The sequence below is a fragment of the Photobacterium sp. R1 genome (assembly GCF_054600795.1).
Genome location: NZ_BAAHZP010000009.1, coordinates 87363 through 104662 on the forward strand (window position 1 = coordinate 87363; position 17300 = coordinate 104662).

Annotated in this window: 15 protein-coding genes; 9 read left to right on the top strand and 6 right to left on the bottom strand. The window is 50.2% G+C overall.

The genetic code is table 11. The features are described from left to right. Positions 1-118: 118 nt before the first annotated feature. The 5 genes from ACYP03_RS15770 to ACYP03_RS15790 all read left to right on the top strand — a co-directional run bounded on the left by ACYP03_RS15770 (position 119) and on the right by ACYP03_RS15790 (position 3427). A complete protein-coding gene (locus ACYP03_RS15770) occupies positions 119-652 on the top strand; it encodes a cupin domain-containing protein (protein WP_459780910.1) in 534 nt (177 codons plus the stop codon). Between the two features lie 123 nt (positions 653-775). Then, positions 776-1219, top strand: coding sequence for a hypothetical protein (locus ACYP03_RS15775; RefSeq protein WP_459780911.1), 444 nt, complete (start codon positions 776-778; stop codon positions 1217-1219). A gap of 330 nt (positions 1220-1549) precedes the next feature. Continuing rightward, on the top strand, positions 1550-2014 hold the full coding sequence (locus ACYP03_RS15780) for a DUF3291 domain-containing protein (protein WP_459780912.1): 465 nt from the start codon (positions 1550-1552) through the stop codon (positions 2012-2014). 101 nt (positions 2015-2115) lie between these two features. Beyond that, the gene (locus ACYP03_RS15785; protein WP_248142130.1) at positions 2116-2517 is read left to right on the top strand and encodes a cupin domain-containing protein; all 402 of its coding nucleotides are present in this window, start codon (positions 2116-2118) and stop codon (positions 2515-2517) included. A 283-nt stretch (positions 2518-2800) separates the two neighbouring features. Further along, positions 2801-3427, top strand: a complete 627-nt coding sequence (locus ACYP03_RS15790; protein WP_459780913.1) for a LysE family translocator — start codon at positions 2801-2803, stop codon at positions 3425-3427. Between the two features lie 147 nt (positions 3428-3574). Here ACYP03_RS15790 and ACYP03_RS15795 read toward each other — a convergent pair whose 3' ends face one another. Beyond that, positions 3575-5989: a metallophosphoesterase family protein gene (locus ACYP03_RS15795; RefSeq protein WP_459780915.1), complete on the bottom strand. Its 2415-nt coding sequence runs from the start codon at positions 5987-5989 to the stop codon at positions 3575-3577. A gap of 259 nt (positions 5990-6248) precedes the next feature. Between ACYP03_RS15795 and ACYP03_RS15800 the strand changes: the two genes are divergently transcribed. Together ACYP03_RS15800 and ACYP03_RS15805 are read left to right on the top strand one after the other, a co-directional pair. After that, positions 6249-7691, top strand: coding sequence for an aminotransferase-like domain-containing protein (locus tag ACYP03_RS15800; protein ID WP_459780916.1), 1443 nt, complete (start codon positions 6249-6251; stop codon positions 7689-7691). A gap of 79 nt (positions 7692-7770) precedes the next feature. After that, on the top strand, positions 7771-7995 hold the full coding sequence (locus tag ACYP03_RS15805) for a hypothetical protein (RefSeq protein ID WP_248142126.1): 225 nt from the start codon (positions 7771-7773) through the stop codon (positions 7993-7995). A 79-nt stretch (positions 7996-8074) separates the two neighbouring features. Here the strand turns inward: ACYP03_RS15805 and ACYP03_RS15810 are convergent, their stop codons facing one another. After that, entirely contained in the window at positions 8075-8695 is a 621-nt protein-coding gene (locus ACYP03_RS15810; RefSeq protein ID WP_459780917.1) for a glutathione S-transferase family protein, read from the bottom strand. 479 nt (positions 8696-9174) lie between these two features. On the opposite strand from ACYP03_RS15810, the gene ACYP03_RS15815 reads away from it, so the two are divergent. Both ACYP03_RS15815 and ACYP03_RS15820 read left to right on the top strand, forming a co-directional pair. After that, positions 9175-10566, top strand: a complete 1392-nt coding sequence (locus tag ACYP03_RS15815; protein ID WP_459780918.1) for a glycoside hydrolase family 1 protein — start codon at positions 9175-9177, stop codon at positions 10564-10566. A 68-nt stretch (positions 10567-10634) separates the two neighbouring features. Continuing rightward, positions 10635-11555 carry a M14 family metallopeptidase gene (locus ACYP03_RS15820; protein ID WP_248142123.1) on the top strand — a complete coding sequence of 307 codons (921 nt, stop codon included), beginning with the start codon at positions 10635-10637 and terminating at the stop codon, positions 11553-11555. 69 nt (positions 11556-11624) lie between these two features. Here ACYP03_RS15820 and ACYP03_RS15825 read toward each other — a convergent pair whose 3' ends face one another. The 4 genes from ACYP03_RS15825 to ACYP03_RS15840 all read right to left on the bottom strand — a co-directional run bounded on the left by ACYP03_RS15825 (position 11625) and on the right by ACYP03_RS15840 (position 17227). Continuing rightward, positions 11625-14093 (bottom strand): glycoside hydrolase, encoded by a 2469-nt coding sequence (locus tag ACYP03_RS15825; protein ID WP_459780920.1) that lies wholly within the window; start codon positions 14091-14093, stop codon positions 11625-11627. A 91-nt stretch (positions 14094-14184) separates the two neighbouring features. Then, on the bottom strand, positions 14185-15102 hold the full coding sequence (locus ACYP03_RS15830) for a DUF2861 family protein (RefSeq protein ID WP_459780922.1): 918 nt from the start codon (positions 15100-15102) through the stop codon (positions 14185-14187). A gap of 2 nt (positions 15103-15104) precedes the next feature. Beyond that, positions 15105-15749, bottom strand: coding sequence for a response regulator transcription factor (locus ACYP03_RS15835; protein WP_459780924.1), 645 nt, complete (start codon positions 15747-15749; stop codon positions 15105-15107). After that, entirely contained in the window at positions 15746-17227 is a 1482-nt protein-coding gene (locus tag ACYP03_RS15840) for an ATP-binding protein (RefSeq protein ID WP_459781069.1), read from the bottom strand. Before ACYP03_RS15840 ends, ACYP03_RS15835 begins: the two co-directional genes overlap by 4 nt. Positions 17228-17300: the final 73 nt, after the last annotated feature.

The following is a 17300-nucleotide window of genomic DNA, read 5'->3' on the forward strand; positions in this document are numbered from 1 at the left end:
GATCTGACGTAGACTTTTCCACTCCGTAACCATCTTCCCATGCTTATGCATTGTTTCTAAAAAATAATCGGATCAGCTGATTTTCATACTAAATCACTTGATAAACAAAACTTCTCTGTTGTTCATTCTGGTCTATGCTGTAAAAACCATTCAATTGACAAGGATATATATAATGAATAAATGCCTGCTGACAAGAGAGAATATTGAGGCTTTCGAGGGCATCGAAAAAACCCACTTTCTGAACCCTAAGGCCCAGCGTGTAAATAAGTCACTTGGTGATCTGACCGGACTGACCGGGATTGGAGTTCACTTGATTGAAGTCCAGCCTGGCATGCTGACCACAGAATTTCATCGCCATTATTTTGAAGATGAATGTGTCTATATTCTCGAAGGCACAGCCGAGGCCAGAATCGGAAAGCACTATTACTCGGTCAGCGCCGGAGATTTTATCGGCTACAAAGCCGGCGGCGAAGCACATAGTCTTTTGAACACTGGCCACACAGTTCTGAAATGCCTGGTCATCGGCCAACGCCTTCCACATGATGTTGCTGATTATCCGGATTTAAGTAAAAGAATATACCGAAATCAGGAGATGGCCTGGAATCTGGTTGATATCTCAAAGATCGAAATGCCTGATGCCGGAAAGAAATAAAAAGATATGGAGTACATCTCTATCCACTGACGAACTGATCCCATCTTGGGGAACAGTATACTTTTCATGAGATTACATATGCGCTATAAATTGAGCTCCACACTCAAAATAAAAAGGATTTTTATGCTAAAAATCATTAGTTTAGCAACAATTCTATTGGCTTCTTTTACTCTTTCCGCTACAACTTTAGACTCACTAAAAAGTGTCCCGGCCAGTCAGTACGATGTTGGTAAACTCAAACTTGAAATTGCGGCAATGATATTAACTGAAAAGTTAAAAGGTGAAAGAGTGGGTAAAACGAAGTTCGATGTCAAAAAGTTCAGTGTTGTCGAAAGTAACGAGAAACTTTCGTTCGTAAGTACCCTGACAGGACGAGCGAAGTACATCGACAAAGATCAATGCGCCTCATTACAATCTCAAATCTCTAACACCCCACTTTTTTCAGGATTATTCAAAGGAGCGTGGCCTGGCCTGTCTGATGAAAGTTACCAAAAGTTATCTGAAGAGCTGAAGTTTTCTGTGATACTCATGTCAGAGGAAAATGATAGTTTTAAAGTACAGTGCTAACTCGCTCATAACAACAGATAGACAGGGCTGTTCTCAAAGCTTCACAGTACCTGTCTCTTCCACTCTCATAACCATCTGAACATTATCCACACAGTTCTGAAGTGTCTGGTCATCGGCCAACGCCTTCCACATGATGTTGCTGATTATCCGGATTTAGGCAAAAGAATATACCGAAATCAGGAGATGGCCTGGAATCTGGTTGATATCTCAAAGATCGAAATGCCTGATGCCGGAAAGAAATAACAGTCTACTCATTTCAGGAAGCATGTGTTCAAATCTTTATTTGAAAGAACAAATCTGCGCTCGTCTATCTTAAATCACGGAGGAAAGATGAAACTTGCACAACTGAATATTGCGCTTTCTAAATATCCGATGGATGCTCTTGAAATCAAAGACTTTGTTGATAACCTTGAACCGGTCAACAGCATTGCGGATCAAAGTGATGGCTTTGTCTGGCGGCTGCAAGATGACTCCGGAGATGCCACCAGCATCAATGCCTTTGATAATCCCGATATGCTGATCAATATGTCAGTATGGGACTCTGTGGATGCACTCAAAAATTTTATGTTCAGGACACATCACCGCGAGATCATGCGACGTAAAAGTGAATGGTTCTATCGTTCTGCCGAGGATACCTATGTGCTGTGGTGGATTGCTGACAATCATATCCCCACGATAGAAGAAGCAAAGCAGCGTCTCGATTACCTGAGACACAATGGTGACAGCCCTTATGCGTTCACCTTCAAAAGCAACTATACCCCGGAAGATGCTGCCGCCTTCAAACTGGAAGTCTGATCCCATCGTTTCAGGAGATCACAGCGGCAGCCGACCCTTCAGCTATGCTTATGGCATGAGACTGATTTTAAGACTCTCTTAGTTCAGAGAAAGGAATCCACATGTCAGATAAGCAGCCGCTGGACCTGAAATCGACCTGTCTCCGCTTACGCAGCGACGCCAGCATCGAACCCTTAACCATTGATGATACCTTCTGGCCCCGTCTGATGGCCGGGCAACTGGGCGATTTTCATCACGAGTATCTCGTCAGCCTATACGATTTCTCGGAAGACTGGCCCAGCAGTGAAGTGCACCCGAAAGGTGATGAAGTCGTGATTCTGCTGGCTGGCGCAGCAACATTTTTCCTTGAATATCCGGAAGGTGTTCAGGAAGTTGCCTTACATGAGCCCGGTTCCTTTGTTTTTGTACCGCAAGGCACCTGGCATACGGCAAAAATCAAGTTATGGGCACGCATGTTGTTTATTACGGCCGGTGAAGATACACAGCATCGCCCGCACAAATAAAATAAAAACATCAGGGCACGCAACGTGCCCTTTCTCTTTCCGAAGATTCCTTGCCGGAAATTCATGACCGCGCTTCGCTTCCCCTATCTGGCAGCATCACTGGGCTCAAATTCATTCTGCAACGCCTCACCCGAACTACGCTTCGTCAGCAATCAGTTGATCGTCATACCAGCGGGCTGGATTTTCAGACAACATATGCAATATATTGAGTTCGCCAGTTTGTCACCCGATGACTGATGTGATGGCCCGGCAAGCCACTTCAATTGAATATTAAGAGTCCGATATGCAAGATTTTTCTTTCCTGTGGCCGATTCTGGCCTTGCTGACCCTGGGCGCGATGACGCCAGGTCCTTCATTTCTGCTGGTCGCACAAACGGCAATGTCTCATTCAAGACGGCATGCCTTCGCAATTGCTTTGGGGATGGGGTGCGGCGCTCTGATTTTTGCCTTGCTTGCCTCTTTCGGACTGGTGACATTATTCACCCTGATTCCAGAGCTCTACATCACTTTCAAAGTGCTGGGTGGCGCGTACCTCTGCGTTTTAGCGTACCGTATTTGGAAACAAGGCAATCAACAGTCCGTACCCAGCCAGACTCAGAACAGACAGAAAAGCAGCCTGGCATCTTTTTTCTATGGCTTAACAACGCAGCTGAGCAATCCCAAAACAGCGATGGTGTTCAGCAGTGTATTTGCTGCACTCTTACCGGCTGACGTTCCCGCCATGACACCACTCTTCCTGAGCACAGGCGTTTTCCTGTCTAACTTCGGCTGGTATGCCATTGTTGCGACAGCGCTTTCCACCCCTAAAGCACAACGGCTTTATCTCAGATTCAAACGTGTCTTTTGCCGCACCGCCGGTGCTTTGTTAGGCACATTTGGGGCGAAGTTAATCGTATCGACAACGCCTTAAACAAGACGCTTAAACAAAGGTTGGAGGTTCGCTGAGCTCTTCTGCGGATACATCCGGAAATCATGTAAAAGCCCTCATCACGCATCGCGAGGCAAATGAAAACGGCACCAAACCGGTGCCGTTTGTTACGTCTGTTCCACCCTTCGATTAAGGCGTTGTCAGGGATAACTGTATATGGTCCAAATGTACGTCCGACATACTGCCGGCTTTCTTCACCGCACGCAGAGTCAGTTTCACTGCACGGGTATCTGCCGGTAACAACAGCGTTGAATCATACTGCTGCCATTGCTGCTTTTTGCTTTCTGTCTTTACAGTACCTGGCTGACCGATTGCATTCCCGCTGCCATCCAGTGCTTGCAGGCTCACAATCGCATGATCGCCATCGCCCCAGCCGTTGCTGTTGAAGCTCAACCGGACAAATGCGAGCGACTGTTCAATCGCACTGCTGTATGAACTGACGTCAATCGTCTGACTCAGATCATCGTAAGCAGCACCGCCCGCTGCGGTATCATTCGGACGCGCACTGAAGTAATACTGCCCTTCGGCTGGTGTAATATTGTCAATTTCGTCTAATACCCGCCAGTAGCCTTGTTCCAGGGTCCAGCCCGACAAATCCTGCGCTTCTGCGCCACCGTTCTGAACCGGCAGCGCTGTGGTGACTCCGGCATCGATCGATAATGTTGCGGTATCACTCCAGTCAGACCACCCCAGGTTGGCATTCCGGACTCTGGCGCGCCAGTACCAGGTATCGCCGGGAAACAGCGTCAGAACCGGCGCAGAACTGCCCTTGAACGGATCCCGGAACGAGTCATGGGAATGCTCTGAATCTCTTTTCTGCCACTTATGGGTTTCATCATTCCCCATTTTCAGCTGACCGGAAAAATCAGCCAGACTGATTCTCGTCAGATCAACTCCGGCCTGTGTATCGACCGGTGTGCCCTGAATCGTTCCGTCCTGCGTTGGCCAGATATTATGGGCACGGGTTTTGTTCCCCCAGATATCAAACACGTTCTGACTGAACTCTTCGTCTTGACTCAGCTGCCACTGAACTTCATAAATACTGGCCGGATCCGGATGACTGATCGCCAGGTTCAGCTGATTCAGAGCAAAATTACCGTTGCCTTCCAGCACTTGCGGCGCATCGACCACCACCGGATTGGCTTTCATCGTCAGGGTATCTGAGACCGTGAATGTATCCTCCAGGCTGGCATAACCGCCGCCCTTGGTTGCGACCGTCGCGCTGTAACGCGTCAGTTGCATGGAAGACGCATTGTCCTGATTGAAAGTCAGCAGGTTAAAACCAAATTCACTCTGACTGATGGCGAAAGTGTCGTAATCACGGGTGTCATTTTTGTAGTAATTGTCATCGTTCATTTTTTCACGATAACCGGCCGCTGTTGCCGCATTGAGCCAGAGGTGATGGGTATCCATCGACTGACCACGCGAATACGCATGGGTGTGACCAAACAAATGTCCGGTCAGCTTGCCGGTAGTCCGGCTGAAATCTTCCATTTCTGCCACCATCTCGCAACTGCCAATACTTTCTCCGGACAACCAAAGCTCTGACAGACACGGGTGATGGAACATACTCAGCACATAATCAACATCACTGTCTGCTTGTGTATCCACCAGCAACTCCCGTAACCACTGGCGCTGAATCCCCAATGTTTCCGAATTAAATTTTCCGTGGCTTTTTGAAATCGGATAACTGTTCAGACCGACCAGACGCAGATTCCCGTAATCCAGCCAATACCACTGCTCTTCATAACCGGCTGAGCCATTGTCGGGCTGCTGGAAGAAATGGCGATAATTCGTCAGTTCGGTATTTCCGTAGTAGTCGTGGTTGCCGGGGACTGCCACCAGCGGCACGTAAGGGGAAATGGCTTTCATTTGATCAAAGAAATCACGTCGCCATTGCAACAGACTGTCACCACTGTTCACAATGTCGCCCGAAATCGTGATGGCCGCAATCGAAGAGGCACAGGTTTCAGGCTGACTCTGACAAACGGTTGGAATGATCCCTTTCGAAATGATGTCGTTCAGGGCACCCAGCGTACTGTTATTTTGCGTATCACTGATGGCAACCACGCGAAAAGGCGCAGTTGTTGCTCCGGCGGCAGGATAAGTTTTAAACACATAGCGTTCTGAAACCGCCGAAACGTTATTTTTTCCTTTTGCGGAACTGACAATGAAATATTCATACGGTGTATCCGCATCCAATCCTTCAACAGTCACGCTGTACAAATTGGTGTTGTCTACCCTCACCGACTGAGCCACGGTAAATTCACCCTTGCTGTCTGCAGGTCTGGCCCATACGGCAGGTGACGGATCATCAGTTTCGAACATCACCGCCATGCTGTTCGACGTCGGTTGCTGCAAATACGGGTAAATCGAAAACTGAACTGCAACATCTGACTCTGGCGCAGGCACAATCTGGCCTACACCAATTTCGCCTTTTTTGTCCTCAGGCGTCACTTCTTCACTGACATTACAGCCTGAAACTGTCAGTGCCGTCAGTAAAATCGCTGCTCTGGCTGAAAACTGCTTCTTGTGGATTGACATTTTTTTCCCTTATCTTGTTTTGATTCCATGGCAAATGTGGACTAGTCCAATTTACGTTTGAATATGCTAGGGAGTGTGTATGACAGTCCGCCGAAATATGGATGACAGTTATCTATCAGTTTGTTGACAGTGACAGCCAGCCAGATTCTTCATCCTGAACTCAGCAAAACCCAACGCAATCATCAGATACGGGCTTGCTCGCTTGCGTTAACCTTAAGGCATGATATGTTCTGCTTATCTCAAGAAAGCTCACAAACAAATGACTAAATATCAATCACTTGCCAGACAGTTAAAACAACAGATCCGGCAACAGATCTGGCGTGCGGGTGAAAAAATCCCCTCTGTCCGGGCCTGTAGCAGACAATCCGATGTCAGTACGGCGACCGTACTTCAGGCATACCAGTTACTGGAAAGTGAAGGCTGGCTGGTTGCCAAGCCGCAATCCGGCTATCTCGTTGCACCGAATATCAGGCAGCTGATCGATGCAGAACAACAAATTCACCAGGACAGCCAGGCTCCCCTGCAAATCAATGATCTGCTTTATGATGTGTTTCAACGCACCAAAAGCGGTGAATTTGTTCCCTTCAGTTCCGCGTTTCCTGACGCCTGCTTATTTCCGCAGCAGGAACTGGTCCGCAGTCTGGCCAGTGCGTCACGCAAAATGGGAGACGACAGTGCCCTGACCAATTTACCGCCCGGCAGCTATGAGTTACGCCGGCTCATCGCACAACGTTACGTGCAGCAGGGCATTCAGGTGATGCCGGATGATTTGGTGATTACCAGCGGTGGTCTGGAAGCTCTGAATTTAAGCCTGCAGGCAGTCACACAACCCGGTGATTACGTGGCAATTGAATCGCCCACCTTCTACGGCGCCCTGCAGACCATTGAACGACTGAAACTGAACCCGATAGAAATTCCTGCCTCTGCCGAACAGGGTTTAGATCTGGAGGTGCTGGCTCAAAAACTGGCGGCTTACCCGATCAAAGCCTGCTGGCTGATGACCAATTTTCAGAATCCGCTTGGGTACACGCTGAGCAATGAAAAGAAAAAACGGCTGCTTGAGCTGCTCGATCATCATGACGCCTATCTGGTTGAAGACGATGTTTACGCCGAGCTGTATTTCTCTGAAGACCGGCCTTTACCGGCGAAAGCCTTTGACCCAAACAACCGGGTGCTTCTGTGCAGCTCCTTTTCAAAATGCCTGTCTCCCGGGTTCCGGATTGGCTGGGTTGTGGCAGGCCCCCACAGCGAACAGATTCAACGACAGCAATTTCTCTCAACCATTTCCAGCAGCGTGCCCGCACAGCTGGGTATCAGTCATTACTTGCGCCATGGCGGATACGATAACCACCTGCGCAAGCTACGTGCAGCGCTTCAGATACGCAAAACCGAGATGCTGGCTGCCATTGAAGAATTTTTTCCTGCCTGTACTCAGGTATCAGACCCGGATGGCGGTTATTTCCTCTGGCTCGGTTTTCCGTCTCCTTTCGACTGCAGAACGTTTTATGAACTGGCTTTGGAGCGACATATCGCGATCGCACCCGGCACTCTGTTCAGTGTCCGGCAGGATGATCTCAGGCATGTCCGGCTGAATTACTCCTATCCGATGACGGATCAGATCCGAACGGCGATTCAAACCTTGGGGCAACTGGCGAGGCAATGTTTATGTGAAGCTGAACCACAGCATGAAACTGTTCGGTAATTTAATTGAGTAACTGTATAGGTAAGGGAACAGACACCTGTGCTGAAATGACGACTCTTGCTTGATTAAGGGTCGCAACATGAAGAAAACCACGAAGCCTTCAGACGAAGTCAGTTTAATCCCTGTCGCCATCATTTGTGTTTTTCTGGTGGTACTTGGTCATTTTGTACTGATGAAAGATATCGCTTATTTTGCCTGGGCTGAAGTCACAGCTGCCGTGATCCCCTTCCTGCTGATCGGACTGGGCGTGGCCGCCGCACGCCGGGCTGCGGTGGTCGATCGCAGAAATAATGCTTCAGATTAAACCGGCACAAACGCTCCTTTGGCCGCAGCCAAAGGAGCAGAATGACAGATGTTATCTGTTCAGATATTCATGCATGCATTCATTGGTTGAAATGAGCTTCAATATCATTCGATTTCAGATACGCCGGATGTGACGCCAGCTGTTGTGCGTAACTGGCAATATTCGGGAAATTCCTGAGAACCTGATTGTTCTGTAAAATCTCGACGATGAAAGACATCATGATATCAGCACCACTCAATGTGTCTTCCACCAGATATTTTTTACCTGCCAGAGCCTGATCAAAATAAGACATCACTTTCGCAATCTCTCCATCTGCATATCCGGCAAGAAAATTCGTTTCACAACCGTCTTTTTCGACAAACATCTTAAGCAACAATGGCAGAATCGCAGAGCTTTCTGCAAAGTGGATCCACTGCAAATAAGCAACGTAAGCCGGTGTGCCGCGTTGTGGTACCAGTCGGCCTTTGCCGTATTTATCAATCAGATACTCTGTGATCGCACCAGACTCCGAGACAACCAGACCATCGTCGACAATCACCGGTGATTTCCCTAAAGGGTGCACCGTTTTCAATTCTGGCGGCGCAAGAAATGTGACGCTATCGCGCTGATACGGAATCACTTCATAATCCACGCCTAATTCTTCCAGCAACCAGATAATACGCTTGGAACGGGATTTGTTCAGATGGTGCAATTGAATCATTGAGTTCGACCTTTCTTGGTAGGACTGACAGGCATACCCTGCTTATCAGACAGTGTTGCCAATATTACTGACTGGTCAGCCTACCTGATTCTTCCGCCTGTCTCCATGAACCGAAGCTGTCAATACTGAGCAAATATCACAAATTTCAATCACAACATCTCAGGAACGTCGCAAATATTGATCTGAGCGAAAGAAAACAGGCTTTGATGACAAATTCCTTTATTTTGCAGAGAAAGTGATTCGATTGATCTGAATCAAGCCATCTTTTGTCAGGAACGCTAAATTAAAGTTCTCCATGTTTTTGGGAAATGCATGTGTACGTTTGCCCCTCGCTTGCAGGGGCTTTTTTTTCATCTCCCGCCACCTGAACATCATTCATTCACACAGCCAATCGCTTTTTGTTCACCCTTCATTCAATCAGCTTTATCAACAATTTTGCTAGTATCGAATCAGGCTCATCAGCATTGAGAGAAAATATCATGCAAACATTTCCGGCCAACTTTCTGTGGGGCGGCGCCATCGCTGCGAATCAGGTTGAAGGTGCCTTTGATCAGGACGGCAAAGGATTATCTACGGCCGATCTCCTGCCCAAAGGGATTCTGAGTCCGCATCAACTGGCCGAACAGCGAACACCCGGCATTAAAGATCTGGCGATCGACTTTTATCATCGTTATCCGGAAGACATTGCACTGTTCAAAGAAATGGGATTTACCTGTTTGCGGCTGTCCATCGCCTGGACACGCATTTATCCGAACGGAGATGAACCGGAACCCAATGAGGACGGACTGGCTTTTTACGATCGCATTTTTGATGAACTGGCAAAACATCAGATCACACCATTTGTGACATTGTCACATTATGAGATGCCATTCGGGCTGGTGGAAAACGAAGGCGGCTGGTCAAGCCGTCGGGTGATCGAGTGCTTTGAGCGCTTCGCCCGGACCGTCTTTGAGCGTTACAAAGACAAAGTGAAACTCTGGCTGACATTCAATGAAATCAACATGTCCCTGCATGCGCCATTTACGGGCGTAGGATTGCCGGAAGATGCGAATGAACAAGCCATTTACCAGGCAATCCACCACCAACTTGTCGCCAGTGCCAAAGCCGTCATTCTGTGTCACGAAATCATTCCTGACGCACTAATCGGCAACATGCTGCTGGGCGCCGTGAACTACCCTTACACCTGCAGTCCTGACGATGTGCTGGCAGCCATGCATGAGAACAACAAATGGCTGTTTTTTGGTGATGTCCAGACCCGGGGAAAATATCCGGGCTATATGCTGCGTTACTTCCGGGATCAGGGGATTGAACTGAAAATTATGCCCGGTGACCTCGACATTCTCGCCAGCGCCAGTGTTGATTTCATTTCGTTCAGTTACTATGCCAGCGGTTGTGCCAGTGCCGATCCGAAACAAAAAGAAGTGGGGAATATCGTCGACAGTGTACCGAATCCTTATCTTGATAAAAGTGAATGGGGCTGGCTCATTGATCCCAAAGGCCTGCGTTATCTGCTCAACTTGTTGTATGACCGGTACCAGAAGCCGCTCTTCATCGTGGAAAACGGCCTGGGAGCCAAAGACGTGGTGAATGAGGACGGCAAGATCCAGGATGATTACCGTATTGCTTATCTCAACGATCACCTGGTTCAGGCCCGGGAAGCCATTGCGGATGGTGTTGAAGTGCTGGGTTTTACCAGTTGGGGGCCGATTGATCTGGTCGCAAACTCAACAGCGGAAATGAGCAAGCGCTACGGCTATATTTATGTCGATCGGCATGATGACGGCAGCGGCACCCTGGAGCGCCGCCGCAAGCAAAGCTTTTTCTGGTATCAGGATGTCATACGCACCAATGGTGCCTCATTAAAATCCTGAACATTTGAACCTGTATGTCAGGAGGAGTAAGCTTCTGACGTCGCAAAGATAAATCAGAAAGGACAGTCATGAGCAGTAAACGTACCTACCCTATCGGCACTCCCGGCCAGAAATGGACCATGAAAGAAAAAGCGGAGTGGCTGGCGCAGCTCAGTATCAAGCGTTCTTATCAGGACGAAGTCGTAACAAAGATTGACGCCCTGAAAACACGCTTCGATGTATTTCAGTACGGTGCCCTGTCCTACGACACCGATAAATACCCGCTGTTTGCCATTTGTTCTAAAAACTGGAGTGACCAGAAGCCAACAGTGCTGGTGACAGGCGGTGTCCACGGTTACGAAACCAGTGGCGTGCACGGCGCAATCCAGTTTGTGGATCAAAAAGCTGAACACTACAGCCAGTTTTTCAACCTTCTGGTCGCTCCCTGCGTGAGCCCGTGGGGATACGAAACCATCAATCGCTGGAACCCGAACGCAATCGATCCCAATCGTTCTTTTTACGACAACAGTCCGGCTGAAGAGTCTGCCGCACTGATGGAAATGGTGAACGATATGGACATTGAGATTCTTGCCCATATTGATCTGCACGAAACCACGGACACGGATGAAACTGAATTTCGTCCGGCGCTGGCAGCCCGTGATGGTGTTGAATATATTCCGGGTACCATCCCGGATGGCTTCTATGTGGTCGGTGACACCGCGAACCCGCACGATGCCTTCCAGAAAGCCATTATTGATGAAGTACGCAAAGTGACACACATTGCACCCGCAGATGATGAAGGCAACATCATCGGTTCTCCGGTCTCTCAGGAAGGGGTGATTGATTATCCGCTGAAAAAACTGGGACTGTGTGCCGGCCTGTCTGACTGCCTGTACACTTCCACCACGGAAGTGTATCCGGACAGTCCGCTGGTCACACCGTCAGAGTGTAATGACGCGCAAGTCGCGGCTATCGTCGGCGCGCTGGAATATATCATCAGGCAACAGTAACCCCGCGTGAATTAGTGGCAGTACGGCTGCCACTGATTCATTTTCATAGCGAGGAACCGGCTCAAAGGCTCAGTACACCCCGGATGTCCACATCACAATACTGGGTTTCTGACCGTCCCCGGACTGCAATTCAGCCCGGAAACTCATCGCTGGCAGCGTCACCGTGTCGTCGCCGATCCGGACAACCTTCGACTTTTTCGTAAAGTTCGCGACAATCTGACTGCCGTCACTGAAACGGGTTTGCTGAATATTTCCGTCCTTATCCAGCCAGTCAAAACCGACCAGGGCTTTATCCCAGAGCACCTGATGCACAGGCGCAAATCCCTGCTGATAATGCTGCAATGCCCTGATTCTCGGTAAATCCGTCGACTGCGCTTCATCCCGGCTCAGATGCACCATCGGCGGTGTGTTATAGAGCATACCGGCAAGATCCCGGACACCTTTCACATCCGAAAACTTCAGACTGTCCATATGCCAGTGATGTGTGTTCATCAGCTCATCATGGAACACAGCCTGATACAACGGGACCTTAAACGCCGGTGTGAAAAAGAGCGACCTGTAGGGCTCCTTCACCTGAGCAGACCGGAAGAAAAACGCTGGTTTCTGATCCGGATACCAGGCCCCCAGAAAATAAGGCGAACGACGATTGCGTTTCATATCCGGATCTGTCCAGCCAAATCCCGTGGTTTCCATACCATGCGCAAACACCACCCCACGAGTTGTGATGCTGTTACCGTCTTCCGAACCCAGCACCATGCCCTGCTCACTCATCCATGACATTCGGGCATTAAAAGCTTCAGTCATTCTTTGCTCAGACATGCCGGACTCCGGCTCTGAACCTGACAGATGTGGCCGGACGGTATAATCTTCACGCGCCATACCGGTTGCATCCACATCTAAAAACAGGCTGTTAAACCGTCCGAATTTCATAATGTGCTGAGCCCGTCGTTTCACATAATCAGTTCCACAGCCCGGATTGAGGTAATTGCCTTGTCCGCGAAAACCACGCTGCTTGCTGCCGTCGGCATTTTCTATTGCACATGCCTTCCTGACAGATTCCGGAAGATGCGCGGTCAGCCAGCTTTCATTATCGGTCACGTGAATGGCGGTGTTATAGGAGTCATAGGTTGCCACCAGATAACCCGATTGTTTCGCCTGATCCACCACCTCCGGCTGAAAAAATGCGGGCAACCAGTTATCCAGCCCAATCCAGAGACGGTTCAGCCCGGCAGCTTGAAAAGTCTGAAGGACAGGTTGTGACAGACTCTGCCCCCACAGCGAGGGAGCGATCAGAAAACGGGCCGCATGATCCTTCAGATAGGCTTTTCGCTGACGGACAGCTTCGTATTGTCTGGCAATGCCATCCTCGTCCACCTGAGGCGCACTGAAAGGAAACTGAGCCGCCAGAGACCGGTTGACCGCCTCAACTAATAACCGCTTCTGGTACAGGTTCAACCGGATCTTTCCATTCGATTGCGTCAGCGGCATCAGTTCCCGGACCGCTTCTTGATCAGCAAACGGACTCAGGTTTGTATCGCTGAAAAACCATTGCATCAGTCCAGCCCAATCGGTCACATCCTGCTCAGCGATGCCGTCCGAGCCAAACAGATAGACATGACTGGCACCAATCATCTTCCTGACATTCGGGTTGCGTGCGGCCTTATCGCTCAGGCTGTCCCGCTCTCCTTGCGCTTCCCGCCACTGACGGAAACGGCTAGCTCCCGACAGGTTGTCCATGCCCATGTGAATCAAGAGCTGAAAGGGCTCTTTCCGGTTCAGAGCCGTAAACAGATGACTGGATGTCATCTCGACCGCAGCCTGTTGCCCTTTGGTCTTTTGACCTGACAAGTCTCTGAAATCAATCCGGTTATTAAAGGGATTCAGTAACAGATAAGAGAAAAAACGATCGGCAGAGGCTGCCTTGTTTTCATGGCTGGCCGTTTTTTTGGCCGTACTCACCGGGTGAGCCGACACCGTCCAGAACGGCATTTTCAAATCTTGGGTGGTATTACTGCCGGAATACTCATTTTGCAGATAAGAGGCCCAGGTTTCATGACGGACCGGGACGCGCAGGCCTTCATTCAGCGGTAATAACAGGGCGTCTGCAAATTCCTCGGGTAAGTCAAACCAATTTAAGCGTACCGGTTGATTCCGGCTGATACGCTGATCCGCATTCCTTTCAAACTGCAAACTCAGATCATTCGCCTCCAGCCGGGCACTGACCTGAATATTGCTCGGTAACCACAACCACGACAGCACATTGGCCTGTGTCTGCGGCAGCTGACGCACCGACTGGCGTAAACCATCCACACTGGCATTGGCCTGGTTCACTGCGTATGTCTGACCATCAGCGATCCAGTCAATAGCCAGTGTTTGAGGGTCCAGCCGGACCTGCTGGTTCTGATCGCGCAGAGACAACATTTCTGCATGTGTCGCTGGCGCTGCAAAAGCCGAACAAACCAGCAGTAATAGGGGTTTGTAAGCAGCAGAGAAAGAAAATCGGGCAACATGGGTTTGAGGGAAAAGTGCTGTTTTCATGTAAATACCTGTTTGTTTCGATACAGGTATTAGACGTGAGCCATCATTGCGAATTGTCACCCCAGTGTCTTCATTATCGCCTGCTCGCCATTCACGGACGACTCACATGCAGATATCTGACCGGCAAAGTCACGCGGTATACCTGTTCAATATCCAGACTACCCTGAAAATAGCGCGATGCCACCACAGCGCTCAGCCATTCAGCATCCGCGGGGACGGATGCCGGTATGATTCCCCGCCTCTGGTTGTCGAGCTGGACAGCTTCCAGCGGTGCAGCCAACTGATAAGTGCCATCCAGCCATTGCCAGAGACGACGGGAAACCTGACACCGGCGCGCAGGTGTGACTTCCGGCGAGGGAAACAGAAACGGGCTCTCCGTCTGACGCTTATCCTGAAATGTCACCGGCGCTGCTGAACCGGGCAGCCACGCTGAGACCAGAATCAACGGATAAGTCTGTTTCCCGACCTGCAGCAGATACCCCCCATCAGGTACCGGCTGAAACCACTCAGCGCTTTCCAGCTCTGCGTAACCTTCTTTATCGGGTGTCACGATACCACTCAGCCAGGGCTTCCCTGCTCTGTCGGTCAGTACAATAGTCAACGACTGGCCGGCGCCTTCAATGGCAACTTTTAACTGTTGCACCTGCTGATGAAGATTCACTTTATGCTGGAGGGACAATGAAATCCGCATCGCGGTTTGAGTACTGTCTGCCAGAGATAAAGGTGCTCCCAGACGCCGACCGCAATCGGACTGATTCAGGATCTGCTGAAACACAGGTTGCCACTGGGATACCGGCACCGATGCATGCTGCTGCAAAGTAAGCTGCAACTCCTGCCATGCCAGCTCAGTCTGATCCTCGACCAATGCCTGATACACAGACTGTAACGGCGTCGTCATGAACCAGTCAGCCGGATTGGTCGGGAACGGACCCGCAGCCGCTGGCAAAGCAAGACTGGCAAGCAGGCATGAGAGCCGCCATCGTTTCCTGAAAGAAAGCCGGTTCAACACGGTTATTCTCCTCTGAGCCGGTAGCCGACACTGCGCACCGTTTCGATTTCCAGCGCAGGCAGTTTCTGCCGAAGATGCAAAACGTGATTATCGACCGTCCGTGTCGACGGAAATGCCTGAAATCCCCAAACTTTGTTGAGCAATTCATCTCTGTGGTACACCCGGTTGGGGTTTTGCACCAGCAAGGCCAGCAGCTGAAATTCTTTCGGCTTCAATGGCACGGTTTGCCCGTTCTCCTGCACAGACTGACCGGACAGGTTCACCACCAGACTTTTGTAACGGATCTCAACCTCGCCCAGCGGCCGCAGTTGCGCCTGAACCCGGGCCAGCAGTTCCTCATGCGCAAAAGGTTTGATGACATAGTCCTTTGCTCCGGCCCCCAATCCTTCAACCCGGTGCGCCACTTCTGTTTTTGCCGTCAGAATAATCACCGGCAACGCTTTTTTGGTCAGCCATTCCGGCAGCCATTGGACGCTGTCTCCTTCCGGCAATTGCCGGTCCAGCACCACCAAATCAGCCTGATACCAGTACTTTTCGACATCAGCCATACGTTTGATCCAGCGACAGCTGTACCCCTGGCCAGCCAGATAACGAGACAGCCCTTCCCCCAGTAAATGATCGTCTTCGACCAGTAATATCTGACTCATCTGGGTAACTCCAGTCTGTATCTTGTCGGTTGACGATGTTCAGTTAATTTGCCGCCCAGCCGTCTCATGATGCGCCTGACAATCATCAGGCCAATCCCCATTCCATCTGTGTGATCCGTCGTTTTTCCTTCGGTTTTCCCGCCATCAGACGCAACACGCCGCCACAGCAGACGCCGGGGTGATGACTGCCCCTGATCGCTGATTTCAATCCAGATTTTTTCCCCGGTGATCTTTGCTTCAATGCGCACTGGAGGCTCACCATGAATGAGTGCGTTGCGTATCAGGTTGTCCAGACACACACCCAGCCAGTAATACGGCAGCGCGATTTCCTGATCGCCTGTCAGTCGATAACTGAGGTTGTACGGTTCAGTCACTGCATCCAGCCAGTCGGAGAACAAAGCCAGATCGCCTTCCGCCATCGCATCCTGCCTGTCACTCAGGAAGCCTTTGCTGGCCGCAGTCAGGCGGGACAAGCGCTGGTAATCGCCGGAAAGTCTGTAGAATGCATCCTGCGCCGGGCCGCTGAGATGATCAAACTCATCACGAAACTGTTCCACGGTGAATCCCATACTGGTCACAGGCGTTCTCAGTTCATGGGTGAGTAACTGCAAAATAAACTGACGTTCTTTCAGTGCACGCCGCCGCTCCAGCAGCATCTTCAGTGCCAGCCCCGGCACCGCCACCAGCAAAAGCACCAGTGCCGCCTGCCACCACAAAGGACGTTCGGGTACAGGTGAAATGCATAAGTTACTGTATTGCATGACGCAATTCTGATGATCCTGAGCATCCAGTGAAGTGACAGACAACCCGGCCTCATCAGCAACGTCCTCCCATTGTTCTGTACGAAGTACGTCAATGCCCCCGGGGTGATTTCGCCACAGCTGGCCATGATTACTGAGATAAAAACGATATCCTTCAAAGAGCGCTGTTTTGCCGGATGAAGAGAGTGAAGCCATAGCTTCGTGCAAAGGATGCTCAGGATTGGCCAGTGTCAGATTGCCTGCATGTTCCTGCAGAAATGCCCTGACGACAGATTGATCCGCTTGCCCTTGAAGATAGGCCAGATACCGGTCAGCATAGCTGCCCCCAGCCGGATGCAGTGCTGACAACACCGAATTCCAGTCTGACGTCAGTTCCCCAGCCTGGCACAACAGCCATTCAAACTGCATCGCCTGCTGCCAGGCCGGGCTCTGTACCATCGGATCTTCCGCTGGCAATTCACAGTTCTGGTGAACGGTATAAAGGGTTTTCAGTTGCTGCCAGCTGAATGTTGCCAGATCCGGATACTGGCTGGCCGGAAGCAGCAAAGACTGGGGAAATTGATTAAGTGTTTGCTGCGAAATTATCTGGTCAGCATCAATCGCCGCAAGACGATCAGTAAATTGTTGCCACTGTTGCTGAATTGATGGCACGGACGACGCTCCGCCTGACTGTGCAGATGCGGGCAACGCCATAAAAATCAGTGCAAACCAGACCACTCTCAACAAAATTTTCCTCTGAACCCAAACCTGTGAGTATACTCATGCTCAGCACCGTTTTGTCGCCGCAATG